Consider the following 19,203-nt stretch of genomic DNA (forward strand, 5'->3'; position numbering starts at 1 on the left):
AGATACAAAAAATATAATTAATTGTATCTTTAAAAGTACGAAACCGCAATTCATATGAAATCTCTCCTTTTTATATCCTTGTTATCCCTCAGTTTTGGGACTTTTGCACAGACAGTGAACCTTCAAGTTGAAACCAATGAATTCATCTTTGGAGACGACAGGCCTTTTGCGCAGTGTCATGCTTCCTCTATAGAGAAATTGGGAAATGGGCAATATATGATCGTTTGGTTTGCTGGTTCTCATGAGAAAAACGACGATGTCGGGATATGGATGTCCAAAGGCCAACCCGGAAACTGGAAAGCCCCACAGATGCTGGTCAAAGTCAGAAACGATCCGCATTGGAACCCTGTGCTGTTCAATGCTCCGGATGGAAAATTGTATCTCTACTTCAAAGTTGGAAAGGAAATCGACGATTGGGAGACTTGGGTGCAGTATTCGGAAGATGGTGGCGATACATGGTCAAAGGCAAAAGAACTCGTGGAAGGTGACCGTGGGGGTAGGGGACCTGTCCGTAATCATATCCTGGTATTATCAGACAGCACTTGGTTGGCACCTGCTTCCTTGGAAAAAGACAGGGTTTGGAATGCCTTTGTGGACAGGTCTGAAGATGGTGGCAAAACCTGGCTCAATACAGAAACTTTGATCCTAGATCGAAAGCTGATCACAGGTGAAGGCGTCATCCAACCTGCACTTTGGGAATCAAAGCCAAATAGGATTCACATGCTTTTGAGAACTTCTGCCGGAAAAATCGGTAGGAGTGATTCCAAAGACAATGGCTTAACCTGGTCACCTGTGGAACTGACAGATTTGCCCAATAACAACAGCGGCATAGACCTCGTCAAGATCAAGGATGAAACCATCGCGTTGGTCTATAATCCGGTTGGTGAAAATTGGGGCAAGCGCTATCCAATGCAGTTGGCGGTTTCATTTGACAATGGACAGACTTGGCCAATAAAGGAAGTAATCGAGGCTGGGGAGGGGAAAAATGAGTTTTCTTATCCTTCGATCATTTATGATGAAGGGTATTTGGTTTTTTGTTATACATGGAATAGGGAAAAGATCAAATTTGTCAAGGTTGAGGTGGGATTCTGATACTGGCAGATGATCCATTCCTTTGGTTCAATTAAGAGGTAAAATAAATTAAGAGGATAGCCACCTGTCATAGAAGCTTTTTCATTTAAACCCTTTTTTAATAATTCATACCCATCTATTCATTTTTTGGCTTTGGGACAGTAAAGTACAATCCACACAGCTCTAGACTTGGGCCTTTTTACATTTCAAAGTGTAATTATCTGAAGAATGAACATTTGTGTAGAAAATGATTCATATCCAAGGAAAACAAAATTTAAATCCATTTCCGGCTAAAAAACAATAATTATTAAAGAATCCCTTTAGATTTTATAATAATAAAAATAATAAAATATTAAAATTTGTGAAGTGAATATTTTAAAAACATGACTAATCAAATTTTCAATTATCCAAAAATAATTTAATTCGTTTAGGTCTCGATTCATAAAAAAACGATCGAGGAATATTCATGATAGTCAAATTACTTAATTATTTGAAACCAAAAATCTATTTAAAATGAAAAGTCTTGTAACATTATTTATTCTAATGGCAACTGTAGGAAGTGCTTTTGCTCAAAGTTCTTTCAAGCCTGGTGCTGGGTTAAATTTCACAAATATTTCAGGAACACTGGATGATGCAAACGGTCAAATGGGCTGGCAGGCAGGTGCTTCCGTCGAGTTAGGAAACAAATTTTATGTTGAGCCTGGTATATTCTATATGACTCGGAATGTCGAATCTACGTCCATCAATGATGGTGTATCCTCGCTGTCCGATGCGAAGTTCCGTGGTTTTAGAATCCCACTGTCGATAGGCTATAACATTCTTGGCAATACAGATTCTTCATTTGGTTTCCGTGTTTTTGGAGGAGGATCAGCCTTTATATTATCTAGTGTGTCTGATGGATATGCCATAAGTGATTTTAACAACCCTGAATGGGGAGTATTTGCAGGGGTAGGTGCCGATATTTCTATTATCTTCATTGATTTGAGTTACCAATGGTCCCTAACCAATGTTCAAAAAAATATTCCTGGTATTGATTTGGGAAGAACAAACGGAGTGTTTTTGACGGCAGGATTTAGATTTTAAGATAAAAACTTCCAGTTGAAATTGACAAGGGTTTGCCGGAGTTTCTCCTGAAAACCCTTTCATTTTTTTATCATTTTCATTTCCAAAATCAATTTTGAAATATTGTATTTATTCTGAAATTCTTTAGAATTTGGTTTCTACTCGGGTCTTCCTATTCAGCAACTTTTTAATAGGCCAATAGTCCCATTTTGGCTTTACACTCTTTTCTTATTTATCAGTGGATTTTGTTATTTCATCGATCAAATGATTATTTTTCAGTATTGAAAGTGACTTGATTTCTTCACGGCTATTTGACTCCAACTGATTTCATGAATTATATTCTAACCGTTCCTTTTTTTAAGCCAAGTTTACTTAAATCAATCCATCTATTGTTGGGATTAATTCTCTTTTTCCCGGGCTCAGTCCAGGTTTTTGGACAACAACAAGACACCACTTCTCTTATTCTAATCGATACTGCAGCCAAAGCGGAATTTACCCGCAAACTTCAAAAGATTGGTTCTGATGGATTTCTTAAAAGTGTAGAGGAGTTTAATGCCTCTCGTGTTCAGGGAATCCAGAGGTCTGTTATGTCGCAGGTCAAAAATACGGTTCAGGAGGCGAGGATATATTTGGGAAGTGGCTTTGATTCGCTAAAGATTGAAAAAGAACTTGCACTGATCAATACCCAACGGGAGATTGTGGAAAAGGGAGTTTTTGATAATGATGACATACTCCAGTCAGATAGGAATCTAGCGGTATCAAGGGCGATTTTATGGGAATTGTTTGACAAAGCCAATTCGTTCAAAGAAAAAATACAGGACCGATCCCAAGAATTATTCAGATTGAGTTATGAGATTGACTCTCTGTCCGGCATTGAGGAGATTTATAAATTTTCCTCAGATTCAGTGCTTGCGGCTGCTTATGCCAAGAAGTTTGTACTTCTAGCCAAAGAAATTGAGCCAACATTTAATGCCCTTCACTATACCCTAAATAGTCTGGATAAATTACAGTCCAAAACTGACGAGGTTTTGATTACCCTCCAGGCCTCCATATTGGAGATAGAAAGAAGAAGGGGAGAATTGAATCGGGAAATTCTTTCAAAGGAGGTGAGTGGTTTTGCAAATGTGGGTTTTTCTTCCTTTAGCTTTTGGGAAGTGGTAAAAATGTCCCATCAAAAAGAGGTTTTGGCTTTAATCTTATATTTTGAGATCTACAGTGGGAGAATTATTACCATGCTTTTTTTGGTTCTTTTGCTCACTTTTTTCATCTCAAATGTTAAAGTTCATGTTAGGGAAGAAACCCATTCAGAAGATTTTGAAAATCAACATCTTGTCCTTAAGAACCCGTTTTTTTCCTCTCTCATTATCATTATTGGCATTTTCCAGTTTTTCTTTCCTTCTCCACCATTTGTCTTTTATTTTTTACTCTGGATGATTGCCGGTATTTCCTTGAGCATCCTTTTCAGAAAGTTTCTTTCTAAATACTGGATGGTATTTTGGGTAGTCGTGTTGGTTGTTTTCTTTATATCCAACTCTATCAATTTGTTATTGGCATTTACCCAAGTGGAGAGGATAGCCATGTTAATTTTGTCTTTCATTGGGGTTTTGTATGGCATATTCTTATTTGCCAATGATAAAAGGGTACAACTCAAAGAAAGGCGCATCTTGTATTTTGTGGCGCTTATGTTGGGTATGCAGTCCCTATCATTGATTTTCAACCTTTACGGAAGCCTTAATTTTTCCAAAGCCTTATTGGTCAGTGGTTTTCTCGGAGTTGTACTTGGGATCATTTTGTTATGGGCTGTGAGGTTGATCAACCAGCTTTTGGCTTTGGCTTCCAATATTTATAACAAACCGGACAAGAAGCTTTTCTTTATCAATTTTGATAAGGTTGGAGAGAAAGTGCCAAGCCTGTTTTACATGCTACTCACGTTTGGATGGGTCATTTTGGTAGGGAGAAATTTCTATGCTTACCATTTGATTTCGGGAAATTTTACCAATTTCCTCAATGCCCCACAGACCCTTGGTAGCTATGATTTTACCATCAATGGGTTGTTTATTTTCTTTGTTATCTTAGTGGTTTCGGTTCTTTTGTCGAGAATAGTTTCCTTCTTTAGCTCGGATCCTGATACAGCAAATGCACCTACCAAAAGAAAAAGCATCAGCTTGGGAAGTTGGCTTCTTTTGGTTCAGATTTTCATTATCAGCATGGGCTTGTTTTTGGCAGTGGCGGCATCCGGGATTCCTTTGGACAAGATTACCATTGTACTTGGTGCCCTGGGGGTGGGAATCGGACTTGGCCTTCAGGGACTTTTCAACAACCTTGTCAGCGGAGTAATTATTGCATTTGAGAATCCGGTCAAAGTGGGGGATTTGATAGAAATCAACGGAAAACCGGGAGTGATGAAATCCATCGGGTTCCGAAGCAGTGTGGTCAATATGTATGAAGGGGCAAGTATCATCATTCCTAACGGGGATCTTCTTGGTCAGCAACTTGTGAACTGGACTATGGGAAAAGGGAAAAAGGTCAGCATTGTGGTAGGGGTGGCATATGGAACTGACCTCGAACAAACCGCTATGTTGATCAAAGAGATTTTGAAAAATGATTCTCGGATCCATCCACAGCCAATACCAAGAGTTCTGCCTTTGGAGTTCAATGATAGTAGGATAGACCTAGAAATTGCCTTTTGGGTGACACACTACCTAGAGGTCCCTTTTGTCAAAGGCGACATCATCAATCAAATCGATGTGATGTTCAAGAAGCAGGGAATTGTTATTCCCTTTCCGCAGCGTGATATACATTTCAGGTCAAGTTTTGAAACCCAAAAAGGTGACTTGGATGAATATGCCAATACCGGAAGTCCTGAAAAGGATTAAGGAAAGCTATATTTCCTTTTTCGTCTTTCCACCGTTCTTTTCAACAGATATTTCCCTCTGGTCGATGTGACAAGGATAAGTTATTTACTATTCTTAACCTTTTTTTTGGATCGAACTTCCTACTTCCAAACTTCCCACCTCCATACTTCCATCCTTCCCACCTTCCCACTTCCAAACTCCCCTTCTTCTCACCTTTTCCCTTCCCAAGGCACATAGACCACTTTTTTGGTTTTGAAAAATTCTTCCTTGAAATAGTCGTCTAAGTGGTAGGCCACATAGCTGACTTCTCTTTCTTCCATTTCCTCATCGACATCACCGCCTTTGAGCAGCAGCAGGCCGTTTTGGAGTTCGTTGAAGTCTTCTTTTTTGAATTTATTTTTGACCCAAGGAAGGATATTTGCAAAACGGGTCACAGCCCTGCTGAGAATAAAGTCATATTTCCTTACCAAATCTTCAGCCCGAACCTGTTGGGCTTCGACATTGGAAAGCTTCAGTTGCTTAGCGATGTCTTTGACAACATTGATTTTTTTACCGATCGAATCTACTAGATGAAAATGTGTTTCGGGAAACATAATTGCCAATGGAATTCCCGGAAATCCTCCTCCTGTACCGATATCCAATATTTTTGTTCCAGGTTCAAATTGAATCACTTTTGCGATACCCAATGAATGGAGGACATGTTTTTCGTAAAAGTGTTCCATGTCCTTTCTGCTGATTACATTGATTTTTTCATTCCAATCAGCATACAAAGGGCCAAGTTTGGCGAATTTTTCCTTTTGGGATTCTGTCAGATCCGGAAAATATTTGAGAATAAGGTCCATAAATTCTATTGGAGTTAAGTTTCAAAATTAGGGCTTTCGATTGGCTATTTTGCCCCTTGGGAAATAAAAAAAGGCAAATGAAGAATCACCTGCCTTTATAAAGGAGTAGTCTGTTTTACTTTATTGCATTTTCGGCAACAGGAGAAAATGATTCTGATTTGGTTTTAACATTGGCTATCAAATGGTTGCCCACATTTTTCCCTTTAACAGATCCATTGACAATGGCCGGCATAAAGTGGATGCCGCCATAAAGTCTGCTGATTGTCGCTTCGTCTGCCGCCTGCCTGAAAGAGTCAAATTCTCTAATCGGGAGACCGTAGGCCACTTCCGTAGAATCTACAAAATGGAAGGGCTCACCAAATAAACTGGTCAAAGCTTCAGCGGCCGCATTGGATGCCACACTATGTCCACTTGTATACTCAGGGAACGGAGGAGTCTGCAATAGCGGTAACCAATCTTCGTCAATATACCGGTTGATATATGTCTCAGGCCGGATCAACCTGGTCTCGTATTTTTCATCCCAACAGGATATAAACGCATCAAAAACCGCCAAACCCGTATAGACCAGAGTTTCAGAAGTTCCTTTCCAATCCTGCACTGCTGTTTTGGAAGATATCGCAGCGATACCCATCCAATGGCCTCCGGGGGTGATTTTCTTCTCAGCAAACATCACGTGTCCTTTGACATTGACCTTGTAGGGATTACAGTCCCAAAACATGGCGATATCCTTTTGATCAGAAGTGAGATTATTTACGGTAGAGAAAACAAACTCTGCCTCTTTGTAAAATTGACTTTTGGGGTCAAAACTGAATTCGGTAACGGAATTTGTTCTAAACTGTGATGCCGAATCAAGGACAAAAGGCCTGATTTTATTCCAATGAGGCTCAATTCCTTCCCCATAAGCAGGAGGAGTTGGTTGCCAAGTGCTTGGGTCGTTGCTGACGGTATATTTTTCGAAAGAACGGCTTTCATGATAATTGTCTTTTTTGTAATAGGCAATTACGTGTGCACCGACTTCATCACCGAGTTTGACAGATCTTTCAAATACTTCATCCGGAATGCCTTTTTCTCTAAGCTCTGCATAAGCATTGTCACGGTGTTCAGTCATTAGATTTTCTGAGAAAATCAACGCAGTTGCCACTTTGTAATAGGCCGCAAGAGAAGCCAAAGGATAATAGATTTGTCCTGTTGTATCAAATTCAGTTTTCTCAAAACCATTGAGCTGACCCATCAAAGATTTGTAATTGGGATCGGAGAGTGCAGCCACTTCAAATGCAGCTATGGAAGAATAGGCATAAATCCTGCTTGCGACAGGGGGTGAGAAAATATCATTGATGATGACAGTGGTGAGTTTGTCCTGGGCAGCAATCTGGTAGGAACCATCCGTAATGGCGTTTTGATAATCCTTTTTTTCCTGACAGCCAAATCCGAGATTTGCTAGGAAAACGATAAGGAGTAATCTTGGGAATATACTTTTCATGGGTTATAAATCTTTGGCTATTCTTCTGTTTTAGAGATTCCTCAATGGTAGATCGGGAGGAAAGGGTGTGGTTTTGATCCCTCAAATTTAAATATTATTCCCAGATTTACATTAATTTTCATTGTCCAAATAGACTGATTTTAAGCAGGTTTTATGGTTTGAACTGGAAAAACAGAGGAGTTCCGTTGTTTCTAACCGCTACCAGAATTTCTTTTTCAACTAATTTCAATTTTGAAATGTTTCTGAATTCCCCCCAATATTCTTTCCCGTTAATTCCCATCGGCATGGTCTCCCAATTTCCATTTTCCCATTTCATCAAAACCAAAGGCTGTGCATCTACTTTGCCAAAATCATTGCGGAAGCCATGGAAATTCCCGATTCCGAGCAGGTATTGGTTCCCATTGGATTGGAAAGAGGCAAAACCATGGAGGGGACTGAATTGTGCCTCAACAGGAAATGGACTGAATTCAAATCCTTTTTCACCTTTGTTCCAAAATACCCCTGATCTAAATTCCGAAGCTTGGTATTTGGAAGCCTTATCAATCTGAGAACTTTCAAAAAGATCTGAAGGGGATTGGATAGTGGCATATTCAATATAATTTGGATGTTTTCTTTTGATGCCCGGGATCTGTTTGATCAGGTCATCTCTCGTGGCAAAAGGAACCAAATGACCTTCCATATAATGGAAAATCAAGGGATCAGCCTGCCCGTTTTCATCAAAATCTCCGTGGTAAAGCCAAACAGGTTTATCGGGACTTGCTTTGAGTTTGGAATTCAATCCCAGGTTTCCTACCAAGATATCTCCCATCCCGTCTCCGTCCAGATCTTCCACTTCCCAACCAAAAAACCAACCTGGAAAGTTTAGGGATTCGGTCTTGGCCAACTCAAATTTTCCTTCGGGATTTTGGCGGTAAACCTGCACAGGCATCCATTCTCCTGCCAATACGAGTTCTTTTTTTCCATCATTATCCAGGTCAGCCCATTTTGCCTTTTTGACCATGCCAGGTTGAAAACCCTCTCCAAAATAGGTTATTGTAGATTCTTTGAATTGGCCTCTGCCGTCGTTGAGCAAGAAATAGCTTTTGGGGATTTCACCATAATTGCCTGTAACAATGCCGGAACAGACAAAAATATCCGGTGCCCCGTCTCCATTGACATCGTGGACGGCGAGGGTCGAGGTATTTTCGGCAATAGGAGGGAGGGAATTCATGGAAAAGAAGAAATTTCCCTTGCCATCGTTCAGGAAAAGCCTGTCAAAGTTGAAAAATTCTTTCCTCGTAGATTCGTTACCTCCACTTCCTATGTAAAGGTCCAAAGTGCCATCAAGGTTAAAATCCTCCAGAATTGCGACCACGTCCTCAGCCATATTCAGTTTGTCAAAGACAGGCTGATTACTTTTTTCAAACTTGCCACCTTCCATCTGAAAATAGAAAACTCCGGCCTGACCTTTGGCCCCGCCAAAGAAAATATCATCCAGACCATCCCCATTCACATCTCCTACTGCCAATGCAGGACCTTCAGTCGAATACTTTCTTGGGATCAAATATTCCCTTCTAAAATCATCAAAATCAAGGTTTTCTTCATGGGTCCAATCAATACCAAAATCCCTGACTTCCAAAATCGGGGTTGAGCCATTAATGGAAATTGAAGATTTCTTCCCTTTTCCTTTTTCCAATAGATGTCTTTTATTGACGGCAAGGTTTCGGAAAATTTCTGTAACTGTGGCATTCCAGACAACCACCACAGAATCCAAAGCAGAATTTTTCCCTAAACCAAAAGTCAAAGTTGTGGACGTTCCTGATTGGAATCCTCGGGAAGTGCTCAGTGTTTGGTGAAATATTTCTTCCCCACTATGGACAAATACCTGCGCACCAATCCCGAAAGTATTGGGATTTTCTCCTTTCAAATCAAACTGAACAAAATGGTTTTGAAGTTTTGCAGCAGTTTGGTTTTGGTATAAAAATGCTTCTTGGTCAATATTATTGACCACCAAATCAAGGTCTCCATCATTGTCCAGATCCGCATAGGCAGAACCGTTGGAGTAGGAGAGTTGGTCCAAGCCCCATTCTTTGGCCATATTGGTAAATTTCAGATCGCCCTCATTCTTGAAAGAAAAATTGGAAAGCTTGACCGTAGGCAACATATTAATCTGTTTCGCTTGGATTTCCTTTTCTGACAGACCTGGACTTGGTTCCTGACTATATTGAATAAAGTCGAGGTCATTGGGGCGTTTGACTATCCCATTGGTAATGTGGATGTCTTTTTGGCCGTCATTATCCATGTCAAAAATCAGGGGAGACCAGCTCCAATCTGTGGCAAAAGTATTGGTCAAAAGACCGATTTCGCTGAACTTTCCGTCACCGCGATTAAGTTGAAGGTGGTTTCGGACATATTGGTCGCCGTAGCCGAGACGCTTTTTGACATCAAATACTTCCTGCTTGTCTTCCCCTACTGACTTCATCCAAATCTGGGGATCGGAGGGAAGCATGTCTGTGGTGAAAATATCAGACAAGCCATCATTGTTGATGTCTCCCAGGTCATTTCCCATGCTGTAGCGACTGGTATTGGAGATATATTCCTTTAAGGATTCTTTGAAGGTTCCATCAGCCTGATTGATATAGAGGTAATCATCCTCGGTAAAATCATTGGAAACATACAAATCCATCCAACCATCCCCATTGATGTCAGCCATGCCTACTCCCAAGCCGAAACCCAGACTGCTTGAAAGGATTCCTGCTTCTTCGGTAACTTCAACCATCCTGTTTTCCCCTTCTGCCAAAAGATTTTTGAACAGTTTGTCTCCGCCTTTTTCATCTTGATTCGTGAATTTGGTGTCTGCATTGGCAAAGACTTCAGGCTTTTTGATGGAATGATTGAGTAAATAGAGGTCTAAGTCTCCGTCTTGGTCATAGTCAAAAAACAGCGAATGGGTCGAAAAACCCACAAAATCCACTCCGTATGCTGCGCCTTTTTCGGAGAAAGTCAAATCACCGTTGTTGATATAGAGCTTGTTTTTTCCGGTCAGGCCTTTGTAATCCCCGACTTGGGCGACGTATATGTCCAGCAATCCGTCTCCATTGACATCTGCCATCGTGACTCCGGTTGACCAACCGCCATCGCCTGTGACCGCCGCTTTTTGGGTGATATCTTCAAATTTGAAATCCCCTTTGTTCAGGTACAATTTGTTTTCACCTTGGTTTGAAGTGAAATAGATGTCCACCAAACCGTCATTGTTGATGTCCCCGGTAGCCACACCGCCTCCATTGTAGAAGTACAGGTATTCGAGAATGTTCATCTCCTCGGAGGATACGAGGTCGTTTCGGAATTCGATTCCGGTTTCTTTAGAGTCTAAAAGTTTGAAAAGTGTTTCCTCTTTGGGTTTGGAACAGGAGAATAATCCCATAAAAATGAAAGAAAACATTCCTATTACTAAATAGGACGATGGTTTCAAATCAAGATTTCTAAGCTTCAAAACTTTGCGCCTTTGCGCCTTTGCGAGATTAACTTTCATTTCTTTATCTCCCAAAATTCCACCGGTTCATTGTTTTTGACCACCATCAAGAGCTTTTTGCCTTTCAATTCCAGGATTTTCAAATCCCTGATTTCTCCATCCAATTTCAAACCATGGTCGCGGTTTTGCCAATAGTCAAACGTTCCATCGCCTTTTCCGATCAGCACTTCTCCATAACTTCCGTCATATTGCCCGACTTCCGGCTTGGCGCCCCGAAGATTTCCCCCCATGATCAGATCCTGATTGCCATCGCCATTGAGGTCTGCCACCAATACCGCATGCATCCATGAGCGCTGCGCAAATCTAGGCAAGGCTTTCATTTCAAATTTCCCGTTGCCCTGATTCATTAATACCGCAGAAGAGAGGAAATTAACCTCCTTCATGACTGATTTACTGATTTCTTCCGGGGTGAAAATATCCTCCAAAGTCTGATTATTGTATGCGCTGTATTTGAGATACCTCTTTTTAAGTGCCGGCAATTGTCCCTCGAGTTGGTGTTTTAGGGTGAAAGGAACATGTTTATCTCCCTGTTTTTTGACATACACATGTTCTACCGATCCGTTTTGGTCAAAGTCGTTGACATACATGCGGATAGGACTTTCTACCGAAGCTTTAAACCTTGTATTCAATCCATGATTAGCCAATGCAAAATCTGGTTTGCCGTCATTGTTGAAATCCCCAACCACAATCGCCTGATACCATCCTTTGTACCCTGCCATTTCCGGCATTTCTATTTTTTCAAGTTTATTGCCTGTATTTCTAAAAAATGTCGGGGCCATCCATTCTCCTACAATCACCAAATCCATTTTTCCATCGCCATCATAATCGGTCACAGCCGCATCGGTCACCATTCCAAGCTCTTTCAGCTGTGGTGCAAATTGGACAGTACCATCGGTGAAGTTTCCCTTGCCGTCATTGATCAAAATAGAAGAGTTGGGATTGACTCCATAGACAAACGGTACCAATCTCGACCCTGCAAAAAGGTCCATTGCGCCATCGCCATTGATGTCCAATGCTCTGATCACAGCCGAACTGTTGGTCAGAAACTGTAGCCCGCTGTTTTCGGATTTGGTAAAGTTTCCTTTTCCGTCATTCAGGTACAATCTATCCGCCAGATCCGGCGAACCGAATCCTGATTCATTACCGCCTGATGCCACCACCAAATCAAGACTTCCATCTCCATTGGCATCGAAGAATATCCCGTTTCTATCTTCAGAGAATTTGTCAGCCTCAAATACCTTTTGGTCCGTTGGCCTGAAATTCCCATTGGCATTTTGGATAAATAGCTGACCTGCAAAACCTTTGGCTCCACCGATAAATACATCTTCCAATCCATCCCCATTCACATCTCCCCAAATTGCTTTTGGCCCTTCGGTAGAGAGCATATGATAAGTCAATCTGTCCCTGTCAAAATCAACCATAAGGTTTTCCTGATGGGAATAATCCAAAATGGTATTTGGATCAACTTTAGAGAAAATCTGACTAGCAGACTTTTCAAAAAATGCAAATCCTTCCTCCGCATCTTTTGCTTCTTCCCATTTCAAAACCAATACCGTATCAGCAGCAATATCTCGAAGCAAGGTTATTTTGCCATCCGGCCACCTGACCTGAACCTGGTCCAGTTTTGTTTTCGATCCCAAACCAAAATTCAGCCTTGGGTCAACCGACGATTGAAAACCCCTGTTGGGCATCTGCTCTTGGTAAAAAATCTGGTCTCCCGCTACCAACCTCACTTGGGTGCCGATTGCAGCTGTATTTTTCTCTTTTCCGGTGAGCTGGATTTTAAGAAAGTGATTTTCAGGAGCCAATTCCTTGGATCTGTTTTTATAAATCAGGACCTCATTGTTCACATTGTTGATGACAAGATCCATGGCGCCGTCATTGTCAAGGTCTCCATACGCCGATCCATTGGAATGGATGGGATCGCCCATGCCCCATTCGTGTATGACATTCTCAAAAACAAGGTCTCCTTTGTTCTTGAAAGCATAATTGGAGACAGGATTGATCGGCATCGGATCTACCAAAGCTTTGTAATCCACACCTGCTTTGCTGATAATTTTCTGTTTGGTTTCATCATTGTCGATGAAATTGAGATAATCCAGATCAGTCAGGTCCTTATAGATACCATTGGCCACGAAAATGTCCTTCAAGCCGTCATTGTCCATGTCAAACATCAATGCTGCCCAACTCCAATCGGTCGCTTCTACATTGGCCAATCTTCCCATATCAGAGAAAGTACCGTCCCCATTGTTGATATGAAACATGTTTCTCGTGTATTGGTAGTGGTAATCATGCTGGACGTTGAACTGAAACTTGTCGTAGCTTTCAAAAGTCGTGATCTGTTTGAGACGTTCTGAGGGCTCGGGGAGCATTTCAGTGACAAATATGTCTAAATGACCGTCATTGTTGATATCCGCGATATCCGCACCCATGGAAGCTGCTGAGATAGCACGCATGTAAGTCGTCAGGCTTTCGGTAAAAGTCCCATCCTGATTGTTGATGTAGAGATAGTCTCTTTCGAAAAAATCATTGGAAATGAAAATATCCATCCAACCGTCCTGATTGACATCACCGATGGTAATCCCCAATCCAAATCCAATCGTGCTTCCATATATTCCTGCTTCTTCTGATACGTCTGTGAATTTTTCACCGTCGTTTCTGAATAGCTTATCACCACCGACAGGGTCTCTTTTAGGCCTTTCGTTTTGCATTTTATTGAAACTGCCGATTGACTGATAGCTATTGTTGAGCAGATAGACATCGAGGTCTCCATCATTGTCATAGTCAAAAAACACTGCGTGGGTGGAATATCCCTGATCGGCTAGGCCATATGCCTCTGCTTTTTCAGTAAAAGAGCCATCTCCGTTGTTGATAAAAAGCTCATTCTGCTTGTTGTCCCCTGCGATGTCCCCCGAATTGCAGACATAGATATCCAAAAATCCGTCGCCATTGACATCCGCCATCGCCACGCCTGTGCTCCAAGCCCTCGTGCCTGCTACTCCGGCTGTCGCGGTTACATCTTTGAACTTGAAATCACCCTCGTTCAGGTAGAGTTTATTTTCTCCCAGATTGGAAGTCAGGTAAAGGTCAATAAGCCCGTCATTGTTAACATCACCCATGGCCACACCACCGCCGTTGTAGAAGTTACGGTAAGTGAATATGTTGAACTTCTCATCAAAAGGAAGGTCATTTCTGAATGTTACCCCTGAAGCGGAAGATTCTATTTTTTCGAAAAGGGTATCCTTTTTTTCAAGTTCAGGGGATTTGCATGAAGCAATGGCCGCGGCAATAAAAAAGGAAATTAAGAGGGATTTATTAAGATGCATCTTCTACTTTTTTTGTCATTTCGGTGATATCCCTGACACGTAGATCGAGGATTTCAACCCGGACTGTGTTGATATTTTTTTTAAAGACTCTGATCAGTCTGTTGCCGTCGATTTTGACCATTGCGCTGATGGATTTGTCCTTGTTGGCTACTTCAAAGAAGCCTTCGCCATACCAAGATTCCAACAAATCAACCACATCGGTGATCAGATTTTCATTTGAAAACTCCTCATTTCCTGGAAACCATTGCGTATATCCAAACTCCATCGGCATGAAAAACAGTTTGTCATTTTCAAAATCAGGGTAAAAGTTCATTTGTACACTTTTTCCGGAGGCAAATTTTGGAATGTACTGAATCTGAAGGTAATGATCCCCATTGACCAAGATTCCATTTTTATTGTGTTCCCAACAGGTGCCAAAAAACTCTTTCCTTCCCATCCCAAATTTGATATCCAGAAATAGGTCATCGACTACTTTTCCTGATGCAAGTTCCCTTTCTTTTACCAAATCATATTCAGACTTGGGTTTGCATGAAACCACCAAACCCAAAGCGAACAGCAACATGAATACTCTGATCATTTATTTTTGATTCTAAATTTTAAACTTACTTGATTCCCTTTTTGATTCTTTTTTCCTGGATTCTTTCTTTTCTTCACTCAAACCTTTATCTCTCACTTTTTATTTTCCTCTGAGCCCTCAGTGCGCTCTGTGGTGATTTATTTCTTTCACCTCAACGCTCTCTTGTTTTTGGAGGGAAGCAAATTCGGTTTTGAGATTACTTCGGCCAAAAATCGAATCTTTTCTTTCCCCATCTATACTACCAAGATTTGACCGCTACGCGGTCTTCCTTCGGCCATTTTCTCTGGGGCCTCAGTGAGCTCTGTGGTGATTTTTTTTCTCTACCCTCAACTCTCTCTTGTTTTTGGCAGGAAGCAAATTCGGATTTGAGATTACTTCTGCCAAAAATCGAATCTTTTCTTTCCCCATCTATACTACCAAGATTTGACCACTACGTGGTCTTCCTTCGGCCATTTTCTCTGAGTCCTCAGTGCGCTCTGAGGTGATTTTTTTTCTCTACCCTCAACTCTCTCTTGTTTTTGGCGGGAAGCAAATTCGGATTTGAGATTACTTCTGCCAAAAATCGAATCTTTTCTTTCCCCATCTTTACTACCAAGATTTGACCACTACGTGGTCTTCCTTCCACCGCTTTCACTGGGGCCTCCCTCAGTGAGCTCTGAGGTGATTTTTTTTCTCTCTCCTCAACTCTCTTGTTTTTGGAGGGAAGCAAATTCGGATTTGAGATTACTTCTGCCAAAAATCGAATCTTTTCTTTCCCCATCTACACTACCAAGATTTGACCACTACGCGGTCTTCCTTCGGCCATTTTCTCTGAGTCCTCAGTGCGCTCTGAGGTGATTTTTTTTCTCTACCCTCAACTCTCTCTTGTTTTTGGCGGGAAGCAAATTCGGATTTGAGATTACTTCTGCCAAAAATCGAATCTTTTCTTTCCCCATCTATCCTACCAAGATTTGACCACTACGTGGTCTTCCTTCCACCGTTTTCTCTGGGGCCTCAGTGAGCTCTGTGGTGATTTTTTTCTTTCACTTTCTACCTCCAACCTTTAACCTCTTACTATTTCCAGCTCATTTCACCAATTCCCACACCACAGGTACATCATTATTCCTGCTCACCACAATTCTATTTCCTTTCGCTGTTTTGATGCTTTTGATATCCCTGATTTCTCCACGGACAAAGAATCCGGATTGATTGGCAGGAATCACCCGAAGGTCTTTTTCTGTGGTTCCTGACAGGTGCCAACCGAAACTCCCCATATTGATCCCCAACTCAGGTTTGATCCGGCTTTGGTTTCCCCCGAAGAGGAGATTGATTTTTCCCAAATCATCTTTGAAGGAATGGATAGCATAGACCGGGCTGCTTTGGATGGGATAGGGCAGAATTGCTTTTGCAAATGTACCATTTCCCTGATTGATAAACAGGCTCGTTTCTAAAGTATGTACGTTCAGGACCATGTTTCGGGACAAAATCTCCTGTGGAAATAAGTCCTCCAATCTTTTGTTTTTGTAAGCATCATAAGTCAACAATTGCTTTCGTAAGGCAGGCAATTGCTTGATCAAAGTGGATTTTAATACCAAAGGATAAGTACTGTCCCCTTCATATTGTGTCATGATTTGCTCTATACTTCCGTTTTGGTCGTAGTCGTTGATTTGTAATTGCAAGGGTTTTTCAGAAGAAGCTTGGAGACGTGTATTGGTTCCTGAATTTCCCGCCAGAATATCCGGCAGGCCGTCTCCGTTGACATCTGCTACGTGGAGGGTATTCCAAAGACCTCCTGTATTTTCAAATCCAAAGGCAGCGGACACATCGGAATATTTCCCATTGGTTTTCTTAAATACCCTGAGTGGCATCCATTCCCCGGCTATCAGAATTTCGGCTGTCCCATCCCCATCCAAATCCCCGATCCAGGCGTCTCTTGTCATTCCGATATTCTTCAATTCCGGAGCAAACTCCATGGTTTTATCCACAAAAACAGCATTGCCCTGATTTTCCAACAGGGTCACATCACCCGGTACACCATAGGCAAATGGCACTGTTCTCGTTCCGATCAAAAGATCCATTTCCCCATCTCCGTTATGGTCAAATGCCTTTGCAAAAGAGGAACTCTGAAAAACCATGGGGAGGCTTTCTTTTGTTTTGGAGAAATTCCCCTTTCCATCATTTAGGTAAAGCCGATCCAGGTAATTCATGTTAAAAGCACTGAATTCCAGACTTCCACTGACAACATAGAGATCCAAGTCGCCATCTCCATCCGCATCAAAAAACAACCCGTCTACATCTTCAGCTAAAGAATCGGCCTCAAATGTTTGGTGGAGTTGAAAGTCTCCCGAGGCCTTTTGAATAAATACTGAGGAGGCCTGTCCTTTTGCACCGGGAAGGAAAAGGTCATCGAGTCCATCTGCATTGATGTCACCGACAGCTATTTTTGGTCCTTCATTGGAGATCATATGGAACCGCAGCCTGTCTCTGTCAAAATCAATAAAATCACTTTCGCGATGCTTCCATGGAAGTTTGATGGAAGAGGGTAGGAGGAGGGGATTTGTAGCCGCCTTGACAGATTTCCAATCTTCAGTCGCTGTGGAAGGGTCCAATACCAACAATTGATCCGGTAAAACATCGGTTAACTTTGTTGTTTTTCCATTTGGCCAAAGGACGATCACGGAATCAATTTTCTCTACCTGACCGAGTCCAAAATGGAGCCTGTGGTCTACGGAAGACATATAGCCTTTGACTGGATTGTGCTCCGCATAGAACAGGTCATTTCCTGCAAAAAGTGTCACTTGGGTTCCAAATTGTCCTTTGAGTTCCAACTGAAGGAAATTGTTCTTGTTGATTTCTCTGCTGTTGTTTTTAAATACAGCCACTTCGCCGTTTAGGTTATTGACCACAAGGTCCAAATCACCGTCATTATCAAGGTCTGCATAAGCCGCCCCGGTAGAAAAGGTCAATTGCTCCATTCCTGATCCTGCAGCTATGTTTTTGAACTTGAAATTTCCCTCATTATGAAACAGAAAATTCATCTGAGGATTGGAAGGGAACTCATCGATCATCTTGGTCAATAGGATACTGTCCCGTCTAAATTGGGCGATCAGGTCTTGGTTGTTGACATAATAATCGACATAATCAAAATCTGTCAGGTCTTTGACAATGCCATTCGCTACAAAAATATCTTTGAGTCCGTCATTGTCTGTGTCAAAAATCAGGGCCCCCCAACTCCAATCCGTAGCATGAACGCCGGATTGTCTGCTGATTTCTGAAAAATGAACCTGATTGCTATTGGGTTGGAAACCTAGGTTTCTTTGAAGTGTGTTTCTGGTAAACTGATGGAAATATCCCCCCGCAACATTGGCTTGGTACTTGTCCCATTCCTCAAATGGGGTTTTGGTTTTTACCCTTGCCATCGTCGCCGGTAGCATTTCAGTGACAAAGACATCCTGCCAACCGTCATTGTCCAAGTCGGCGATGTCGGCACCCATCGAACCCATGCTGATTTCAGTAAGCATGCTTTCTAGGGATTCGGTAAATGTACCGTCGCCATTGTTGATATAGAGGTAATCTTTTTCAAAAAAATCATTGGAAACATACAAGTCCGGCCAACCATCCTTATTGAGGTCAGCTACTGTCACACCCAATCCATAGCCGATGGCAGAACCATAAATTCCCGCCGATTCGCTGACATCGGTATAATTTCCGCTGTCATTTCGGTAAAGCTTATTTCCACCAAAAGGATCTCGGTTATCTCTTTGTCCGATCCGGAGGTCATTTACGCCGATAGACCTCGCGGAATTGTTTAACAGATACATGTCTAAATCGCCGTCTTTGTCATAGTCAAAAAATACGGCGTGCTGGGAAAGTCCTTCATCGGCGATTCCATATTCCTTGGCTTTCTCGGTGAAGGTCAGGTCACCGTTGTTGATAAAAAGCTCATTGTATCGCTGAGGTCCGCCCAAAGGTCCCGATTTACAGACATAGATGTCCAGCCAGCCGTCACCGTTGATATCGGCCATGCTGACTCCTGTAGACCAGATTCCTGGTACAGCCAACCCTGCTTTGTCAGTAATATCTTCGAATTGAAAATTTCCCTTGTTGAGGTAAAGCTTATTTTCCTGTTGATTTCCTGATAAAAAAACATCAACCAAACCGTCATTGTTGATATCGCCAAGTGCTACCCCTGCTCCGTTGTAAAAATTTCTAAAAAGATATGGGTTGAATTTTTCATTATAGTCAAGGTTATTATTGAAGTCGATTCCGGTCTTTTCTTTTTCCATCAACTCAAAAAGTTTCAATGTCTCTTCCTCTTTTTTGGAACAGGAAAACAACAATAGCAAGGAGGGAATGAGAAGGAAGTAGCGGCTGATCACCAATGACATTAGGAAAGGATTAATTTGGGATACTGGATTTTTCACAAATTCGAAGGTATCCATTAAATCAAAAAGAAGTGCACGTAAGTGCACTTCTTTTCTCATTCTGATTTCAAAATAT

General features: G+C 41.7%; 10 protein-coding genes. 3 read left to right on the plus strand and 7 right to left on the minus strand.

The window, feature by feature from the left end; genetic code table 11:
* The first annotated feature begins 54 nt into the window (after positions 1–54).
* The 3 genes from MMU05_RS11840 to MMU05_RS11850 all read left to right on the plus strand — a co-directional run bounded on the left by MMU05_RS11840 (position 55) and on the right by MMU05_RS11850 (position 5,009).
* Positions 55–1,092 (plus strand): sialidase family protein, encoded by a 1,038-nt coding sequence (locus tag MMU05_RS11840; RefSeq protein ID WP_241141891.1) that lies wholly within the window; start codon positions 55–57, stop codon positions 1,090–1,092.
* A 492-nt stretch (positions 1,093–1,584) separates the two neighbouring features.
* Positions 1,585–2,154, plus strand: coding sequence for an outer membrane beta-barrel protein (locus MMU05_RS11845; protein ID WP_241141892.1), 570 nt, complete (start codon positions 1,585–1,587; stop codon positions 2,152–2,154).
* A 308-nt stretch (positions 2,155–2,462) separates the two neighbouring features.
* Positions 2,463–5,009: a mechanosensitive ion channel family protein gene (locus MMU05_RS11850; RefSeq protein WP_241141893.1), complete on the plus strand. Its 2,547-nt coding sequence runs from the start codon at positions 2,463–2,465 to the stop codon at positions 5,007–5,009.
* 188 nt (positions 5,010–5,197) lie between these two features.
* Here the strand turns inward: MMU05_RS11850 and rsmG are convergent, their stop codons facing one another.
* The 7 genes from rsmG to MMU05_RS11885 form a co-directional block, all read right to left on the minus strand.
* Positions 5,198–5,830: a 16S rRNA (guanine(527)-N(7))-methyltransferase RsmG gene (gene rsmG, locus MMU05_RS11855; RefSeq protein WP_241141894.1), complete on the minus strand. Its 633-nt coding sequence runs from the start codon at positions 5,828–5,830 to the stop codon at positions 5,198–5,200.
* 115 nt (positions 5,831–5,945) lie between these two features.
* The gene (locus MMU05_RS11860) at positions 5,946–7,310 is read right to left on the minus strand and encodes a phosphatase PAP2 family protein (RefSeq protein WP_241141895.1); all 1,365 of its coding nucleotides are present in this window, start codon (positions 7,308–7,310) and stop codon (positions 5,946–5,948) included.
* Between the two features lie 151 nt (positions 7,311–7,461).
* Complete coding sequence (locus tag MMU05_RS11865) at positions 7,462–10,731, minus strand: VCBS repeat-containing protein (RefSeq protein ID WP_241141896.1); 3,270 nt, start codon at positions 10,729–10,731, stop codon at positions 7,462–7,464.
* Positions 10,732–10,817: 86 nt separating this feature from the next.
* Positions 10,818–14,147: a VCBS repeat-containing protein gene (locus MMU05_RS11870; RefSeq protein WP_241141897.1), complete on the minus strand. Its 3,330-nt coding sequence runs from the start codon at positions 14,145–14,147 to the stop codon at positions 10,818–10,820.
* Positions 14,137–14,724, minus strand: a complete 588-nt coding sequence (locus MMU05_RS11875) for a hypothetical protein (RefSeq protein ID WP_241141898.1) — start codon at positions 14,722–14,724, stop codon at positions 14,137–14,139. Before MMU05_RS11875 ends, MMU05_RS11870 begins: the two co-directional genes overlap by 11 nt.
* Positions 14,725–15,190: 466 nt before the next feature.
* Positions 15,191–15,484 carry a hypothetical protein gene (locus MMU05_RS11880; RefSeq protein WP_241141899.1) on the minus strand — a complete coding sequence of 98 codons (294 nt, stop codon included), beginning with the start codon at positions 15,482–15,484 and terminating at the stop codon, positions 15,191–15,193.
* A 304-nt stretch (positions 15,485–15,788) separates the two neighbouring features.
* Positions 15,789–19,091, minus strand: coding sequence for a VCBS repeat-containing protein (locus MMU05_RS11885; RefSeq protein ID WP_241141900.1), 3,303 nt, complete (start codon positions 19,089–19,091; stop codon positions 15,789–15,791).
* Between the last annotated feature and the right edge of the window lie 112 nt (positions 19,092–19,203).

The sequence above is a fragment of the Cognataquiflexum rubidum genome (genome assembly GCF_022538115.1).
Taxonomy (GTDB): Bacteria; Bacteroidota; Bacteroidia; order Cytophagales; family Cyclobacteriaceae; genus Cognataquiflexum; species Cognataquiflexum rubidum.

Excerpts from the sequence above, each read along its gene's own strand:
- MMU05_RS11885 (WP_241141900.1), bottom strand. The coding sequence starts at position 19,091 with ATGTCATTGGTGATCAGCCGCTACTTCCTTCTCATTCCCTCCTTGCTA.
- MMU05_RS11860 (WP_241141895.1), bottom strand. The coding sequence starts at position 7,310 with ATGAAAAGTATATTCCCAAGATTACTCCTTATCGTTTTCCTAGCAAAT.
- MMU05_RS11880 (WP_241141899.1), bottom strand. The coding sequence starts at position 15,484 with ATGGGGAAAGAAAAGATTCGATTTTTGGCAGAAGTAATCTCAAATCCG.
- MMU05_RS11865 (WP_241141896.1), bottom strand. The coding sequence starts at position 10,731 with ATGTTTTCTTTCATTTTTATGGGATTATTCTCCTGTTCCAAACCCAAA.
- MMU05_RS11845 (WP_241141892.1), top strand. The coding sequence starts at position 1,585 with ATGAAAAGTCTTGTAACATTATTTATTCTAATGGCAACTGTAGGAAGT.
- MMU05_RS11875 (WP_241141898.1), bottom strand. The coding sequence starts at position 14,724 with ATGATCAGAGTATTCATGTTGCTGTTCGCTTTGGGTTTGGTGGTTTCA.
- MMU05_RS11840 (WP_241141891.1), top strand. The coding sequence starts at position 55 with ATGAAATCTCTCCTTTTTATATCCTTGTTATCCCTCAGTTTTGGGACT.
- rsmG (WP_241141894.1), bottom strand. The coding sequence starts at position 5,830 with ATGGACCTTATTCTCAAATATTTTCCGGATCTGACAGAATCCCAAAAG.
- MMU05_RS11870 (WP_241141897.1), bottom strand. The coding sequence starts at position 14,147 with ATGCATCTTAATAAATCCCTCTTAATTTCCTTTTTTATTGCCGCGGCC.
- MMU05_RS11850 (WP_241141893.1), top strand. The coding sequence starts at position 2,463 with ATGAATTATATTCTAACCGTTCCTTTTTTTAAGCCAAGTTTACTTAAA.